Source organism: Hymenobacter daeguensis, assembly GCF_054780555.1.
In genome coordinates, this window is the sequence record NZ_BAAGWC010000016.1 from 70,129 (window position 1) to 86,168 (window position 16,040).

14 protein-coding genes are annotated in these 16,040 nt (G+C 60.9%); 6 read left to right on the plus strand and 8 right to left on the minus strand.

The features are described 5' to 3' along the window. The first annotated feature begins 59 nt into the window (after positions 1–59). From ACYVHT_RS16570 to ACYVHT_RS16595, 6 genes are all read left to right on the plus strand, one after another. Complete coding sequence (locus ACYVHT_RS16570; RefSeq protein WP_460554264.1) at positions 60–1,013, plus strand: transketolase family protein; 954 nt, start codon at positions 60–62, stop codon at positions 1,011–1,013. A 120-nt stretch (positions 1,014–1,133) separates the two neighbouring features. Beyond that, complete coding sequence (locus ACYVHT_RS16575) at positions 1,134–2,468, plus strand: PLP-dependent aminotransferase family protein (RefSeq protein ID WP_460554267.1); 1,335 nt, start codon at positions 1,134–1,136, stop codon at positions 2,466–2,468. Between the two features lie 5 nt (positions 2,469–2,473). Next, the gene (locus tag ACYVHT_RS16580) at positions 2,474–3,280 is read left to right on the plus strand and encodes a Rossmann-fold NAD(P)-binding domain-containing protein (protein ID WP_460554270.1); all 807 of its coding nucleotides are present in this window, start codon (positions 2,474–2,476) and stop codon (positions 3,278–3,280) included. An 85-nt stretch (positions 3,281–3,365) separates the two neighbouring features. Continuing rightward, the gene (locus ACYVHT_RS16585) at positions 3,366–4,256 is read left to right on the plus strand and encodes an N-acetylneuraminate synthase family protein (protein ID WP_460554273.1); all 891 of its coding nucleotides are present in this window, start codon (positions 3,366–3,368) and stop codon (positions 4,254–4,256) included. A gap of 144 nt (positions 4,257–4,400) precedes the next feature. After that, positions 4,401–5,408, plus strand: a complete 1,008-nt coding sequence (locus ACYVHT_RS16590) for a sterol desaturase family protein (RefSeq protein WP_460554276.1) — start codon at positions 4,401–4,403, stop codon at positions 5,406–5,408. Then, a complete protein-coding gene (locus tag ACYVHT_RS16595) occupies positions 5,405–5,791 on the plus strand; it encodes a DMT family transporter (protein WP_460554279.1) in 387 nt (128 codons plus the stop codon). The genes ACYVHT_RS16590 and ACYVHT_RS16595 overlap by 4 nt, the downstream gene beginning before the upstream one ends. A 17-nt stretch (positions 5,792–5,808) precedes the next feature. Here ACYVHT_RS16595 and ACYVHT_RS16600 read toward each other — a convergent pair whose 3' ends face one another. The 8 genes from ACYVHT_RS16600 to ACYVHT_RS16635 all read right to left on the minus strand — a co-directional run bounded on the left by ACYVHT_RS16600 (position 5,809) and on the right by ACYVHT_RS16635 (position 15,887). Further along, a complete protein-coding gene (locus tag ACYVHT_RS16600; protein WP_460554282.1) occupies positions 5,809–6,732 on the minus strand; it encodes a DUF6268 family outer membrane beta-barrel protein in 924 nt (307 codons plus the stop codon). A 342-nt stretch (positions 6,733–7,074) separates the two neighbouring features. Further along, entirely contained in the window at positions 7,075–7,356 is a 282-nt protein-coding gene (locus tag ACYVHT_RS16605; protein WP_460554285.1) for a hypothetical protein, read from the minus strand. Positions 7,357–7,462: 106 nt separating this feature from the next. Then, a complete protein-coding gene (preA, locus tag ACYVHT_RS16610; RefSeq protein WP_460554287.1) occupies positions 7,463–8,854 on the minus strand; it encodes an NAD-dependent dihydropyrimidine dehydrogenase subunit PreA in 1,392 nt (463 codons plus the stop codon). Between the two features lie 78 nt (positions 8,855–8,932). Beyond that, a complete protein-coding gene (locus tag ACYVHT_RS16615) occupies positions 8,933–10,258 on the minus strand; it encodes an FAD-dependent oxidoreductase (protein WP_460554290.1) in 1,326 nt (441 codons plus the stop codon). A gap of 91 nt (positions 10,259–10,349) precedes the next feature. Further along, positions 10,350–11,216 carry a carbon-nitrogen hydrolase family protein gene (locus tag ACYVHT_RS16620; protein WP_460554293.1) on the minus strand — a complete coding sequence of 289 codons (867 nt, stop codon included), beginning with the start codon at positions 11,214–11,216 and terminating at the stop codon, positions 10,350–10,352. 165 nt (positions 11,217–11,381) lie between these two features. After that, positions 11,382–12,755, minus strand: coding sequence for a dihydropyrimidinase (hydA, locus tag ACYVHT_RS16625; protein WP_460554296.1), 1,374 nt, complete (start codon positions 12,753–12,755; stop codon positions 11,382–11,384). Between the two features lie 158 nt (positions 12,756–12,913). After that, complete coding sequence (locus ACYVHT_RS16630) at positions 12,914–14,266, minus strand: PLP-dependent aminotransferase family protein (protein ID WP_460554299.1); 1,353 nt, start codon at positions 14,264–14,266, stop codon at positions 12,914–12,916. 148 nt (positions 14,267–14,414) lie between these two features. Next, positions 14,415–15,887, minus strand: a complete 1,473-nt coding sequence (locus ACYVHT_RS16635; RefSeq protein WP_460554302.1) for a CoA-acylating methylmalonate-semialdehyde dehydrogenase — start codon at positions 15,885–15,887, stop codon at positions 14,415–14,417. Between the last annotated feature and the right edge of the window lie 153 nt (positions 15,888–16,040).

Consider the following 16,040-nt stretch of genomic DNA (forward strand, 5'->3'; position numbering starts at 1 on the left):
GCGGACTTTTAGTCCGCGAGTAAACAATTCATTCGCGGACTAAAAGTCCGCGCTACCCTATGAACTACGAAGAACTAATTAAGCAAACCGCCCTTGCCGATGAGCGCATCGTGGTGATGACGGCCGAAAACCGCGCCCTTATCCGCAACCTGCCGGCCGTGCTCGGCCCGCGCTTCATCGATACCGGCATCACCGAGCAAACGCTCATTGGCGCTGCCGCCGGGCTGGCCCTGCGCGGGCGCGTGCCGATTCTGCACGCGCTGGCCACCTTTCTCACGCTGCGGGCCTTCGAGTTTATCCGCACCGACGTGGGCATCGGCCAGCTGCCGGTGAAGCTGAGCGGCTTCGTGCCCGGCTTCCTCTCCGATGGCAACGGCCCCACCCACCAGGCCATTGAGGACGTGAGCCTGATGCGCGGCATCCCCGGCATGACGGTGTTCGCGCCGGCCGATGAGCAGGATATGCTGGCCATGCTGCCCGCCATCTGGGCCTCGCCCTTCCCGGCCTACCTGCGCGTCAACACCCGCCCCGCCACCTACGAGCACGCGCCGTTTGAAATGGGCAAGGCTGAAATCGTGGCCGAAGGCACCGACATTACCATCCTCACCTACGGGATGCTGTTCGAGCAGACGCTGGTGGCCCGTGAGCTGCTGCAGGCTCAGGGCAAGTCCGTGGGACTCATTAACCTGCGCAGCCTCAAGCCCATCGACGAGGAAGCCCTGCTGGCCGTGGTGCGGAGCGGCGGCCTGCTGGTAACCGTAGAAGACCATTTCATCACCGGCGGCCTCTATTCTATTCTGGCCGAAATCCTGCTGCGCCACCAGCTTACGGCCCGCGTGCTGCCGCTGGCGCTGGAGGAGCGTTGGTACCGCCCCGGCCGCCTGAGCGCGGTGCTCGAATACGAAGGCTTCACCGGCCACCACATTGCCCGCCGCATCACCGAGTATCTGGGCGAGTCGGGCGCGGCCATTGCCGAAGGCCCGGCCGTGCTCGAAAACGAGTTTGCGGAGTAGAGACGCGACACTTCGCGTCTCGGCGTTGAACGACCGGGACCGTCCCGTAACGCGCAGACTAAACAACATCAGCAACGACGAGACGCGAAGTGTCGCGTCTCTACAGTCAACTTTCTCATCATGCCCAACACCGTTTCTTCCAACGAGAATTACCCCGACATCACGAAGTCGGACGAGTTGTACGCCCGCGCCCAGCGCATCATGACGCCCGTGACGCAGACCCTGGCCAAAGGCCCCGGCCAGTACACCAAAGGCGTGAGCCCGAAGTACGTGAAGCGCGCCAAGGGCTCCCACATCTGGGACGTGGACGGCAACGAGTACATTGATTTCCAGATGGGTATCGGCCCGATTTCGCTGGGCTACGCTTACCCGAAAGTGGACGACGCCATTCGGGCCCAGCTCGAAGACGGCATCACCTTCTCGATGATGCACGAGCTGGAAGTGGAGCTGTCGGAGCTGATTCACGAAATCATTCCCAACGCCGAAAGCATTCGCATCAGTAAAACCGGCGCTGATGTGTGCTCGGCGGCCGTGCGCGTGTCGCGGGCTTTCACGGGGCGCAACAAGGTGCTGTGCTGCGGCTACCACGGCTGGCACGACTGGTACATCGGCACCACCAGCCGCGACAAGGGCATCCCGCAGGAAAGCAAGGACCTGGTGGCCGCCTTCGAGTACAACAACCTCGACTCGCTGAAGGCCCTGCTCGACGACGACGTGGCCTGCGTGATTCTGGAGCCGTTCATTTTCGATGCACCGAAGGACAATTTCCTGCACGAAGTGGCCCGGCTGTGCAAGGAGAACGGCACGCTGCTGATTTTCGACGAGATGTGGACCGGCTTCCGCGTGGCCGTGGGCGGCGCGCAGGAGTATTTCGGCATCACGCCCGATTTGGCGGTGTATTCCAAGGCGTTTGCCAATGGCATGCCCATCGCGCTGCTCACCGGCCGGCGCGACGTGATGGAGCTGTTTGAGCAGGATGTCTTCTTCTTCACCACCTTCGGCGGCGAAGCATTGAGCCTGGCAGCCGCCATGGCCACCATCACGGAGATGCGCGAGCAGAACGTGCCCGCCCGCCTCGCCGAGCAGGGCAAAAAGCTCAAGGACGGCTATAATGAAATCGCCACCGAGCTGGGCCTAAGTGCCTACACCAAGTGCTACGGCTACGACTGCCGCACCATCGTGACCTTCGACGCCTCGGCCGGCAGCCCGATGGAAATCAAGGCGTTCATGCAGCAGGAGTTGTTCAAGCGCGGCATCATGTGGGGCGGCTTCCACAACATGTGCTTCTCGCATTCGGATGAGGACGTGGCCTACACCCTCTCGGCCTACCGCGAGGTGCTGCCGCTGCTCCAGGAAGCCATTGAAGCCGGCGACATTGCCTCGCGCCTATTGGGCGAGCCGGTGGAAGCCGTGTTCCGCAAAGTGACGAATGCCGCGCCGGTTAAAGCCAAGTAAACCCCATGGATTTATTCGATTTAACGGGCAAAACGGCCATCGTCACCGGCGCGTGCGGGCTCATCGGCCGCAAGCACTGCGAAGCACTGGCTCAGGCCGGAGCCAACGTAGTCGTGGCCGACCTCAACGCCGAAGCCTGCGCCAGCGTGGCCGCCGGGCTGCCCGGCGGCCCGCACCTGCCGGTTTCGGTGAACGTAACCAGCCCGGAATCGCTGGCGGCGGCCCGCGACCAGATTCTGGTCCGCTTCGGGCACATCGACGTGCTGGTGAACAATGCCGCTATCAACGACATGTTCGAGAACCCCGCGCTGGCGGCCGATTTGAGCAAGTTTGAGAACTTCCCGCTGGCCACCTTTCAGCAGGTGCTGGAGGTGAACGTGACGGGCGTGTTTCTGGCGGCGCAGGTATTTGGCACGCCCATGGCGCAGCAGGGCCGCGGCAGCATCATCAACGTGGCCAGCACCTACGGCCTTGTGGGCCCCGACCAGAGCATCTACCGCAACGAAGCCGGCGAGCAAACCTTTTATAAATCACCCTCCTACCCCATGACCAAGGGCGCGGTAGTGAACTTCACCCGCTATCTGGCCGCCTACTGGGGCGCGGCCGGGGTGCGCGTAAATACCCTCTCGCCCGGCGGCGTGGAAAACAGCCAGGACGCATTTTTTGTGAAGCAGTACAGCGCCAAAACGCCGCTCGGCCGCATGGCCAATGCTACTGACTACCAGGGTGCGGTGGTGTTTCTGGCCTCCGACGCCTCGGCCTACATGACCGGGGCCAACCTCGTGATTGACGGCGGCTGGACGGCCATTTAACTCTTGCAGCGCATGCTTTAGCCTGCGCTTATCACCCACAACCGGCACAAGCTGAAGCATGTGCTACAACCCAACCCTTCGCCTTATGCAAGCTGTTGAAATTCGTAAAAACCGATTCATTGGCGCGGGCCACCCGGCCTACATTATTGCCGAAATCGGCATCAACCACAACGGCTCGCTCGACCTGGCCAAGCAGCTCATTTCCGAGGCTGCCAAGGCCGGCTGCGATGCCGTGAAATTCCAGAAGCGCACGCCCGAGCTGTGCGTGCCCAAAGACCAGTGGGAAAAACAGCGCGACACCCCCTGGGGCCGCATGAGCTACATCGACTACAAGCGCAAAACCGAGTTCGGCCAGGCCGAATACACGGCCATCGACGACTACTGCCGCGCGCTGGGCATCGACTGGTTTGCCTCGTGCTGGGACGAGCCGTCGGTCGATTTCATGGAGCAGTTTGAGCCCGTGATGTATAAAATGGCTTCGGCCTCCCTCACCGACAAGCCGCTGCTCGACCGCGTGCGCGCCACCGGCCGCCCGCTGATGCTGAGCACCGGCATGAGCACGCTCGATGAAATCACGCAGGCCGTGAAATGGGTGGGGCTGGACAAGCTCATGATTGCGCACTCCACTTCCTCCTACCCCTGCCCGCCGCAGGAGCTGAACCTGCGCATGGTGCCCGCCCTGCAAGCCATGTTCCCGACTACGCCCATCGGCTACTCCGGCCACGAAACCGGCCTGGCCACTACCGTGGCCGCCGTCACGCTGGGCGCCTGCTTCGTGGAGCGCCATTTCACGCTCGACCGGGCCATGTGGGGCTCCGACCACGCCGCTAGCGTGGAGCCCGGCGGCATGGCCAAGCTCGTGCGCGACATCCGCGACGTGGAGGAAGGCCTCGGCGATGGCGTGAAGCGCGTGTACGACTCCGAGCTGGAGCCCCGCCGCCGCCTGCGCCGCGAGCTGACGCCGAACCAGGAGTAGCCCGTTTGGGTTGACCTGACGTTAGAATCGTTTGTCATCCTGAGCGCAGCGAAGGACCTTATCACGTAGGAACAATTTGTTCAAGCGCGATAAGGTCCTTCGCTGCGCTCAGGATGGCGGATAAAATACCCTTCACCCAACGCCATGCATCACGTCGAACTCATCACCACGGCCATTCTGCTCGTTTGGGTGGCCATTGTGATTACGCTGGAGCGCGTCATTCCGTACCGCAAGGGGCTGCCTTTTTTCCGCGAAGGCTTCTGGACCGACCTGGTGCTCTACACCTTCGTGCAGAGCTACGCCCTGAAAATCATCATTTTCGACTACGTCATTCAGCCGCTCGACCAGCATTTCGGCTTCTCGAAGCTGCAGGTTGTGACAGGCTGGCCCATCTGGGTGCAGGTGCTGTTTTTCGTGGTGACGCACGATTTCTACATCTACTGGTTTCACCGGTTTCAACACAGCAGCCCGTTTTTCTGGCGCACCCACGAGGCGCACCACTCCGGCAAGCAGGTAGACTGGCTGGCGGGCTCCCGCTCCCACGCCGTCGAGATTCTGATTAACCAGACCATTGAGTTTGCGCCCATTGTCCTGCTCGGGGCCGACCCCATGGTGGTGCCCATCAAGGCCTGCATCGATGCCGTGTGGGGCATCTGGATTCACTGCAACATCGACGTGCGCTCGGGCCGGCTGCAATACTTCATCAACGGCCCCGAGATGCACCTCTGGCACCACGCCGACCACGAGGAAGTATTCTACGCCAACTTCTCCACCAAATTCGCTTTCTGGGACTGGCTGTTCGGCACCGCCTACCTGCCCGCCGGCCGCAAGCCGCTGAAATGGGGCCTGCCTTATGTTTTCCCGAAGGACTATTTCAGCCAGCACGTTTTTTCCGTGGCCCGCTTCGATGAGGAGCAGCTGGCGCGGCGCTCTCCCCTTTTCCGGGCCTACCACGGCATTCGGATGCGGCTGCTGACAAAGCTGACCAACCGCGTGCCGGCCCTGCGCCCACTGCACGGCTGGCCCGTGCCCGAACCGTACTCCGACACCATTCCCGCCCAACGGCCCGGCGGTAACTTTGACGCAACAACCGCCGCCCCAGCGGCCGCCGAATCTTCCGTTTCATCCACCGCTGCTGCCCTGCCCCGTTGATTAACCCCTGGATTTCCCTGTTTCTGGCCTCCTTCATGGAAGTGTGCTGGACGTATAGCCTGAAGGCGCTCAACATGCAGCGCATCAAAGAAATAGCCTGGCTGCACACTTACTCCCAGCCGGCCACGCTGCTGCCGGTGCTCCCACTGCTGGGCTACGTCGCATTCGGGCTGGCCAACGTTATTTTTCTCTCGCAGGCCATGCGCTCCATCCCCACCGCCACGGCCTATTCGGCCTGGATGGCGCTGGCCGTGGTCGGCATCAAGCTCGTGGATACGTTTTATCTGAAGCAGGGCCTCACCTGGCAAAGCATCTTCTTCACCACCCTGATTATTGTGGGCGTGTTGGGTTTGCGGCGGGTTGACGGGGTTTCGGCGCACTAACGCCGTGGGTCGTATGCCTAGCGCACGGCCACGCGGTAGCTCAGGGCCAGGCGAAAAGCCAGGCCTTTTTCAATGCGCGGATTGAGCGGCGTCGGGGCCTTTCCCAGCCCGATGTAGTCGATGGTGGCCGGCCACCGGTCATCCCGGGCCGCTACGTCGAGGCGGCGCGTTGCGGCATAGGCGGCCGTGGCCCGCAACGCCCAGTGGGCACTGAGGTACCGTTCGGCAAACAAGCCGTAATGGCCCTGCTGGTATTGGAAATACTGGTCCTGCTCCCGCAGCCGATAGGCGGTGTTGATGCCAATCAGATTGAAGCCGAAATTGGTGCGCGGCCCGGCCGAATAGCTGACGGTGAACGTAGTAGGCAAATCGCCAAACACCCGCCAGCACCGCCCCAGCTGCCAGTCCAGCCCCAGCAGCACCACGTACTGCGGGCCATAAAACTGCTGCCGGTACCCCACCGTAAAGCGGTAGCTGAACCGGGGATTGACGCGGTACGCCACCCGCGCCACGCCGCCCCAGGTCAGGTCGGCGCCCCGCACCTCGCGCAGGTCGGAGTTCAATGCGGGCAGCGCGAGGACGGTTAGCTCCAGCCTGGGCGAGAGGCGGTGGCGGTAGCCCAGCACCGGCGAAAAGCCGTACACATTGCTCACCGCAAACCCCGGCCGGTCGCCGCTGAAATGAAGCGCTTCCAGATTAGCACCGGCCAGCAGGCTGCGGCTGCTATCGGCATTGAGGGCAATGGGCACTATCAGGCTGGCCCGATACACATCGGCCCGGAAAGTATGCTCGCCCCCGTTGTTCAGCTTCAGCGGCAGAACCTCGTAGCTCAGGCCAATGCCTTCGGCATAGCCTTGTGCATGGCTTTTCTGTGGGTTTAGCCCGGCGACGAGCAGCGCCAGTAGCAGAAGCGGAAACCAGCGGCAACCGAAAGAAATCATGGGCAGGAACCAAAAGGCAGAGTCCAAAGAACGGGCGCACCAGTCAATGAACCTGTATAGGAAGTCTGATTTGCCTACACGTCTGTCATCCTGAGCGCAGCGCGAAGGACCTCATCACGTCAGAATAGGCGTTGTTCTGACGTGATGAGGTCCTTCGCTGCGCTCAGGATGACAACGATTTTGAGTTTCTAAACAGCTTCAATAATTCAGCCTGTGGCTACACGGCTGTACTTCGTGCTCATCGCAAAGCCAGCTTAAGCTCCGTTTTCTATCGGCCACCTCAAACAAAAGGGCCGCCCGCTTTCACGGACGGCCCTTTTCCAATAAAAACCAGTGGGCTAGCTACCGGCGACGGCTGTGGCCACCTCCGTTATACCCGCCACCGCCGTGGTAGCCCCTGTCGCCATGGTAGCCTCCGCCATAGCCCCCCCGGTAGTAGGGCCGGGCCGGCACTATCACCGCCGGGCGCGGATTGTAGTAGTACGGACGAGCGTAGTACGGACGGGCCGGCGGGTAGTAGCCGCCGCCATAGCCGTAGTCATAGCCGGGGCCTACCGAGGCCACGCAACCAGTCAAGAGCATCAGGCAGATGCCGAGCGCAAAAATCAGAGGTTTCGTTTTCATGATATATCCAGGCGGCCGAAGCGCGTCGATTTACAGGTGATTGTTCTTATACGCATCTAAACAAATTGCGGACCAGAATTAGTGCCTGCTGACGTACGCGCACGCCTCACAAAACCGCTGTTGGCACTACGGTTTCGCCATTGATAATCCGGGCTTTGCCGGGCAGGGTTTTGTGGCGCTCCTTGCCGAGGGCGGCGCTGGGCTCGGGCACCCAGTGGTGGCGGCCGCCGGCGCGCTCGTCCTCAAACTCGGTGGGCGCGGTGCCGGCTTCGGTGCGCTCCTTCCAGGTGAGGTGCTCGGTGCCGGAGTCGGTGCGCTCCATGGTGATGCACTGCTCGACGGGGCAGACCAGCGAGCAGAGGTTGCAGCCCACGCAGTTTTCCTCGATGATTTCGGGCACGCGGGTGCCAGCGTTCAGCTTAATGGCCTGGTGGGCGCCGTCTTCGCAGGCCGTGTAGCACAGCTGGCAGCCGATGCACTTGTCCTCGTTGATATTGGCCGTCACCTTGTACTTCATGTTCAGGTCTTCCCAGTGCAGCACGTTGGGCAGGGCCTTGCCCACCATGTCGTAGATGGTGTTGAAGCCTTTCTCCACCATGTACTGCTCCAGGCCCGAGGTCATTTCGCGGATGATGCCGAAGCCGAAGTGCATGGCGGCCGTGCACACTTGCACCGAACTGGCACCCAGCAGGATGTGCTCTACGGCGTCGCGCCAGTTCTCGATGCCACCGATGCCTGAGATGGGTAGCTTGATGTCGGGGTGCTGGGCGCAGTTTTTCACCATGTTCAGGGCAATGGGCTTCACGGCCGGGCCGCAGTAGCCGCCGTTGGTGCCCTTGCCGTCCACAATCGGGTAGGGCGCGAACTGGTCCAAGTCAACCCCCACGATGCTCTGAATCGTGTTGATGAGCGAGATGGCATCGGCCCCGCCGCGCCGGGCGGCCAGGGCGGGCTCGGTGATGTCGGAGATGTTGGGCGTGAGCTTCACGATGACGGGCTTGGTAGCCACTTCCATCACCCACTCCACGATGGTTTGCAGCACCTTGGGCTCCTGGCCCACGGCCGAGCCCATGCCGCGCTCGCACATGCCGTGCGGGCAGCCGAAGTTCAGCTCGAAGCCGTCGGCCCCCGCATCCTGGCACTGGCGCACAATGTCGTGCCACTCCTGCCGGCTCTGCACCATGAGCGAGGCAATGACGGCGTGGTTAGGGAAGCGCTTTTTCACCTCTTCAATCTCGCGCAGGTTGTGCGAGAGCGGGCGGTCCGAAATCAGCTCGATGTTGTTGAAGCCGACCATGCGCTTGTCGCGGTAGTTCACGCCGCCGTAGCGGCTCGACACGTTCACGACGGGCACGCCCAGCGTCTTCCAAACCGCCCCGCCCCAGCCGGCGTCGAAGGCTTTCATAATCTGGTAGCCGGAGTTGGTGGGCGGCGCTGACGCCAGCCAGAACGGATTCGGCGATTTGATGCCGGCGAAATTGATGGATAAATCAGGCATAATGTAGCGCGGACTTTTAGTCCGCGATTGAATACGAAATGAGAAAAGTGGGCTCAACCCGCGGACTGAAAGTCCGCGCTACTTGCTCAAATAAGCGTGAATACCGCGTGCCGTCAGCTTAGCTTCAGCTGCTGCGTTCACTACTTCCGCGCCGCCGTTCCAGGCATCGCCCGAGGCGAAATACTGCGGGTTCGTTGTCTGCCCGGTGTGGGCGTTGGCAATGATGCGGCCCTTGCCGTCCAGCTTCAGGCCCGGAATCAGGCCTAGGAATTCCGTCTGCTTGGCCTGGCCGGTGGCTTTAATCACCATATCGCAGGCTTCAACAAACTCGGAGCCGGCAATTTCCTGCACGCGCCCGTCCTTGGTTTCAGTGCGGATGAATTTAACGCCCGATACATAGCCGTTGCCGGTAATTTCCACCGGGGCCACGTTGAACAAGCCCTTCACCCCTACCCCTTTGGCCAGGTCGTACTCGAACTCGTAGGCGCCCATTTCCTCCTTGGCCCGGCGATAGGCAAGAATCACATTATCCGCGCCCAGACGCGAAGACTCCGAAGCGGCATCCATCGCAGTGTTGCCGCCACCCAGCACAATCACCTTGCGCCCTACGGCTACTTTGTGCTGATGCTGGCGTAGTTCGGCGATGAATTCCACCGCGCCGGTGCAATTGATTTTGTCCTCGCCGGGCAGGCCTAATTCGCTGGTTTTGCCAAGGCCAATTCCGAGGAAAATAGCGTCGTATTTGTCTTCCAGCTTCTCTAATTCTTCGCGCGAAGAAATAGCCGAATTAAAATGCACGTTGTAACCGAATTGCGCCTGCAGATAGTCCATTTCGGCCAACGTTTCTTCGTTGGTGATTTTGTACGGGGCCACGCCATAAACCGTCAAACCCGAAGGCTGGGCTTTGGCCTCAAATACATCGACACTGTAGCCTAGCGAGCGCAACTCGCAAGCCGCCGAGATGCCGGCTGGTCCCGCCCCAATTACGGCCACTATCTTGCCGTTATCCGCGCCGGGCCCGAACAGCTTTTCACCGCTCTTAATCACCTTGGTCGTGGCGAAGCTTTGCAAGCGCCCTATTTCAATCGGCTTCACTTCCTGCAGGTTATACACGCAGGCACCTTCGCACAACACTTCCGTCGGGCACACTTTGCCGCAGGCATTTCCGAAGTAATTAGCTTCGTAAATAGTCCGCGCCGCGCCGGTATCGTTGCCGGAATTTATCTGGCGGATGAACTGCGGAATATCAATTCCCGACGGGCACGCTTTTATACACGGCGCATCGAAGCAAAAAAGGCAGCGGGAGCTTTCGTAAAGCGCCTCGGTGCGGTTCATCACCGGCTTCAATTGCGCGAAGTTTTCCGCGAATTGCTGCTCGGTGGTAGGTGTAGAAAATTCAGCCATTGGGGCAGGTTAATTCAGAATTAGTAGTGAATAAAAAAACGGCCATGCTGCGACTGTGCTTAGCATGACCGTTTTTACGTCAGCCAAGCGCCTACAACTCTACCAGTTTCTCGTAGGTTTCGGGGCGGCGGTCGCGGAAGAACTGCCAGGTATTGCGCACTTCCTCAATCATATCGAGGTCGAATTCAGCAATCAGCAATTCGTCTTTGTATTCGTCGGCCTGCGCGATAATCTGGCCGCGCGGGTCCACGAAATAGCTGGTGCCGTAGAAGCGGCCCAGGTTCCAGGGCTTCTCCTCGCCGACGCGGTTGATACAGCCCATGAAGTAGCCGTTGGCGGCCGCGTGCGCGGGCTGCTCCAGCTTCCAGAGGTACTGCGAGAGGCCGGCCACGGTAGCCGAGGGGTTGTACACGATTTCGGCGCCGTTCAGGCCCAGGATGCGGGCACCGTCCGGAAAGTGGCGGTCGTAGCAAATGTACACGCCCACTTTGGCGTACTTGGTCTGGAACACGGGGTAGCCCATGTTGCCGGGCTTGAAGAAGAACTTCTCCCAGAAGCCGGTGGTGTGCGGGATGTGGTTTTTGCGGTACTTGCCGAGGTAGGTGCCGTCGGCGTCAATCACGGCGGCGGTGTTGTAGAGGAAACCGGCCGACTCGCGCTCGTACACGGGCACAATCATCACCATATTGTATTTCTTGGCGTATTCGGCCATGCGGTCAGTGGTCGGGCCGGGCACGGCTTCGGCCGAGGCGTACCAGGCTTTGTCCTGGCCGGGGCAGAAATACGGGGTGTTGAAGATTTCCTGCAGGCAGAGAATCTGCACGCCTTGGCGGCCGGCTTCTTCGATGAGCGGAATGTGCTTGGCCTCCATGGCCTGCATGATTTCCTGGATGGTGCCTTCGCCTTCGGTCATGGGCAGGCTCATCTGGATGAGGCCGGATTTGATAATTCTGGGCATTGGAATGGTTAGGTGGGGTTGAGTTTTGATTTTAAGGCCGAGAACTTCATGCAGAGCGCAGCGAAGCATCTTGCCCGCCGCCACTAACTATGTCGTCTAAAAAATTTGGTTACTACTGCGGTAAAGATGCTTCGCTGCGCTCTGCATGACGTGCTCCATCTGCGCTCAAATGTTCGTTTTGCCGCGCTTGATGAACTGGCCGTAGCCTTTTGAAACCTTCGTTTCGCCGGCATCCACCGCTACCTGGCCGCGGAGCAGCACGGTTTCAATTTTGCCGGTCAACTCCCAGCCTTCGTAGGCCGAGTAGTCGCAGTTCATGTGGTGGGTGTCGGCCGAGATGGTGTGCTTCTTCTGCGGGTTAATGATAACCAAATCCGCGTCGGCGCCGATGCTGATGGTGCCTTTGCGGGGGAACATGCCGAAGATTTTGGCGGCGTTGGTTGAGGTCACTTCCACAAACTTCTGCGGGGTGATTTTACCGGTGTTCACGCCTTCCGAAAACAGCAGCTCCAGGCGGTGCTCGATGGCGGGGTGGCCGTTGGGGATTTTCGAGAAGTCGTCCTTGCCCATGAGCTTCTGCTCCCACATGAAGGGGCAATGGTCGGTGCCCACCACGTTCACGAGGCCCTGGTTGATGCCGGCCCACAGCGTGGCCTGGTCCTTCTTCTCACGCAGCGGGGGCGACATCACCCACTTTGCGCCGTTGGCTTCGTCCTCGTAAAGCGAGGCGTCGAGCACGAGGTACTGAATGCAGGTTTCGACCAGCACGCGCTGGTTGCGCTCGGTGGCGCGGCGCACCTGGTTGAGGGCGCCCTCGCAGGTGAGGTGCACGATGTAGGCATTTACGCCCGTGTAATTGGCGATGTCGGCGAAGCGGCCCGAGGCTTCGGCCTCCGTTACTTCGGGCTGCGAGAGGTAGTGGTAGAGCGGGGTGAGCTTGCCCTGCGCCCGGTGCTGGGCGATGAGCGTGTCAATCATGTCGCCGTTGGTGGCGTGGGCCGTCACGAGGCCGCCGTGCTTTTTCACTTCCTGCATCAGGCCCACCATCTGGGCATCGTCAATCATGAGCGCGCCCTTGTAGGCCATGAAGGTTTTGAAAGACGTGATGCCCTCGACAATCATGTCCTTGATTTCCTCCTTGGTGCTCGGGTTGAAATCCGTCACGGCCATGTGGAAGCTGTAGTCGCCCACGGCGTTGCCGGTGGCGCGGCCACTCCACTCCTCAAAGGCCGAACGCAGCGAGTTGCCCTGCTTTTGCAGGATGAAGTCGATAACGGTGGTGGTGCCGCCGTGCAGGGCAGCGCGGGTGCCGGTTTCGTAGGTGTCAGACGAAAACGTACCCATAAAGGGCATTTCGAGGTGCACATGCGGGTCGATACCGCCGGGCATCACCATTTTGCCGGTGCAGTCAATCAACTCCGCCCCCTCGGCCGACAAATTGCGGCCAATGGAAACGATGGTTTCGCCTTCAATCAGGATATCGCAGACGGCGTCCGAATCGGCGGTGACGACGCGGCCGTTTTTGAGGAGGATGGACATGTTCTGGCGGGAAACCTCACCCCCGGCCCCTCTCCCGCGGAGAGGGGAGCCACGGAGGCCCGGGAATTTGGCTTTTGATTTATTGCAATCGTAAAAAGGCGTCAGGCTCCCCTCTCCGCGGGAGAGGGGCCGGGGGTGAGGTTTGCGGGACCGGGCCGTTAGTGCACGTGCTTATCGGCGATGCTGATGGCCTCCGAAATGATGGCCAGCCCCTCATCAATCTCCTCCTTATTAATGGTCAGCGGCGGGCAGATGAAAATGTAGTTCCAGCGCACGAAGGTGTACATGCCCAGCTCGCGGATTTTGGCGGCCACCTGGTTCATGATGTCCATCTGGGCGGGGGTGGCGTTCCAAGGGGCCATGGGCTCCTTGGTGTCGCGGTTCTTCACCAGCTCGATGCAGCCGAAGAGGCCAGTGTTGCGCCAGTCGCCGATGCTGGGGTGGTGGCGCATGAGTTGGGCCACTTGCTCGTCCATGTACTTGCCCATTTCCACGGTGTTTTCGAGCAGGTTGTCCGTCTCGTAAATATCGAGCACGGCCACGGCGGCGGCGCAGGAAACCGGGTGGGCCGAGTACGTGAGGCCCAACGGCAGCGGCTTGTCGTCGAAGGATTTGGCGATTTTCTCGTCCACCATCACCGCGCCCAGGGGTAAGTAGCCGGCGGTGATGCCCTTGGCCATGCACATGATGTCGATTTTGACGTTGTGGTGGTCGGAGCCGAACCACTTGCCGGTGCGGCCGAAGCCCGACATCACCTCATCGGCGATGAGCAGGATGCCGTGCTTGTCGCAGATTTCGCGTACCCGCGTCCAGTAGCCGGGCGGGTACTTAATGCAGCCCGACGTGCCCGACTCGCCTTCCATGATGATGGCGGCCACGCTGCCGGGGTTCTCGTAGCCGATGATGCGCTCCATGGCATCGGCGGCGCGCTGGGCGCACTGCTCGGGCGTTTCGGAGTGCCAGGGGCAGCGGTAGAAATAGGGGTTCTCGACGTGCACCGTGCCGGGCATGGCCTGGCTGTCGACGGCAAACTTGCGCGGGTCGCCGCCCACGCTCATGGCGCCGTAGCTGGCCCCGTGAAACGACTGGTACAGCGACACAATCTTGTGACGGCCGGTGTAGACCCGCGCCAGCTTGATGGCATTTTCGATGGCCTCGGCCCCGCCCAGCGTGAAAAACGCTTTGGTGAGGTTGGGCGCGGTGATTTCGGCCAGGCGCTTGCCGAGGTCGCCGCGGGCCTTGGTAATCATGCCGGGGTACACGTAGCTGAGCTCGCGCATCTGGGCAGTCACGGCTTCGGTCACGCGCTGGTCGCCGTGGCCGATGTTCACGTTCATGAGTTGGGCCGAGAAGTCGATGTAGCGCTTGCCGTCGCGGTCGTACACGTACACGCCTTCGGCGCGCTCGGCGTTGATGGGGTTCAGGCCCGTTTGCTTCGACCACGAGAAGAGGGTGTGGTCGATGTTGTCGTGCAGGATTTGGTCTTTGTCGGTGGCGAAGGTGGTTTCCATGAATTGGGAGTGACGTTGAATCCGTCTGTCATCCTGAGCGTAGCGAAGGACCTTATCACGTCCACCTCGCCTGCCCGCTTAATTATTTTACTGCAAACTATTCGACTGTCCTTAGGTCCTTCGCAAGCTCAGGATGACAGTTCCTGCCCTACGACATCCAGTTTACCCGCGACTCGGGGTTCCACTTCGTCGTGGTCTTTTTCAGCTGCGTCCAGAATTCGATGGAGCTTTTGCCGGTGATGTCGCAGGCGCCGAATTTCGAGTCGTTCCAGCCGCCGAAGGAGAAGGGCTCGCGGGGCACGGGCACGCCGATGTTCACGCCAATCATGCCGGCGTTGGCGTGGTCCATCACGTAACGGGCGCTGCTGCCGCTGCTGGTGAAAACGGCGGCGGCGTTGCCGTAGGGGTTAGCGTTTTCGATGGCTAGGGCTTCGTCCAGCGTGTTGGTGCGCATGATGGCGAGCACCGGGCCGAACACTTCTTCCTGGGCGATGCGCATGTCGGGCGTCACGTAGTCGATGACGGTGGCGCCCACGTAGTAGCCGTCTTCGTGGCCGGGCACTACGGCGTTGCGGCCGTCGAGCAGCACTTTGGCACCGGCGGCTTCGGCTTCGGTGATGTGCTTTTCGATGCGCTCCTTGGCGGCTTTGCTGATGACCGAGCCGAGGTTCTGGCCGGCCACAATCTTTTTAGCTTCTTCCACAATTTTGGCTACGATGCCATCCACGGCACCTACTCCTACCATGGTGGAGCCGGCCATGCATCGCTGGCCCGCGCAGCCGCTCATGCTGGCGGCCACGTTCGAGGCCGTCATGTCGGGGTGGGCGTCGGGCAGCACCATCAGGTGGTTTTTGGCCCCGCCCAGGGCCACGCAGCGCTTCAGGTTGCTGGTGGCGCGGATGTACACCACTTTAGCAATGGCAGTGGAGCCGACGAAGCTCACGGCCTGGATGTCGGGGTGGTCGCAGATGGCTTCCACGATTTCCTTGTCGCCGTTCACCACGTTCAGCACGCCGTCGGGCAGGCCGGCTTCTTTCAGCAGCTCGGCGATGCGCACGGCGCTCAGGGGCACCTGCTCCGAGGGCTTCAGAATCATGGTGTTGCCCAGCACGAGGGCGTTCGGGATGGTCCAGTGCGGCACCATGTTGGGGAAGTTGAACGGGGCGATGCTGGCCACTACGCCCAGCGGCTTGCGCTCGGCGCGGGCTTCCACGCCCTTGCTCACTTCCAGAAACTCGCCTTGGATGAGTTGCGGCATGGAGCAGGCAAACTCGGTCAGCTCGATGGCTTTTTCAACTTCGGCGCGGGCCTCGTCCATCGTTTTGCCGTTCTCCTCGCGCACCAGCTCGGCCAGCGCTTTCATGTCGCGCTCCAGCAGGGTTTTATAGCGGTAAAAAATCTGGACCCGCTCCTTGATGGGCGTGGCCGACCAAGCCGGGAAGGCTGCTTTGGCGGCCTGCACGGCGGCGTCGAGGTCGGCGGCTTTGCTCAGCGGCAGCGTGGAAATCAACTGCCCATTCAGCGGGCTAAACACGTCCATCGTGGACGCAGAGGCATTTTCTACTGGCTGGCCGGCAACGTAGTTGCGAAGGGCCGGATACTTCAAAGTTTGGACTTCCATGTTACCGTAATGTTAAGCGGGGTGCAAGCTAAGGGTTTTGCGGGATATGAAACAGCTTCCCCAATCGTTTCCGGCAAAAATATTTTATTCCGGCCGGCTTCTCCCCTGTTTTTGTGCCACTTGCCGGAGGCAATGTAAGAAAGGGCAGCAAGA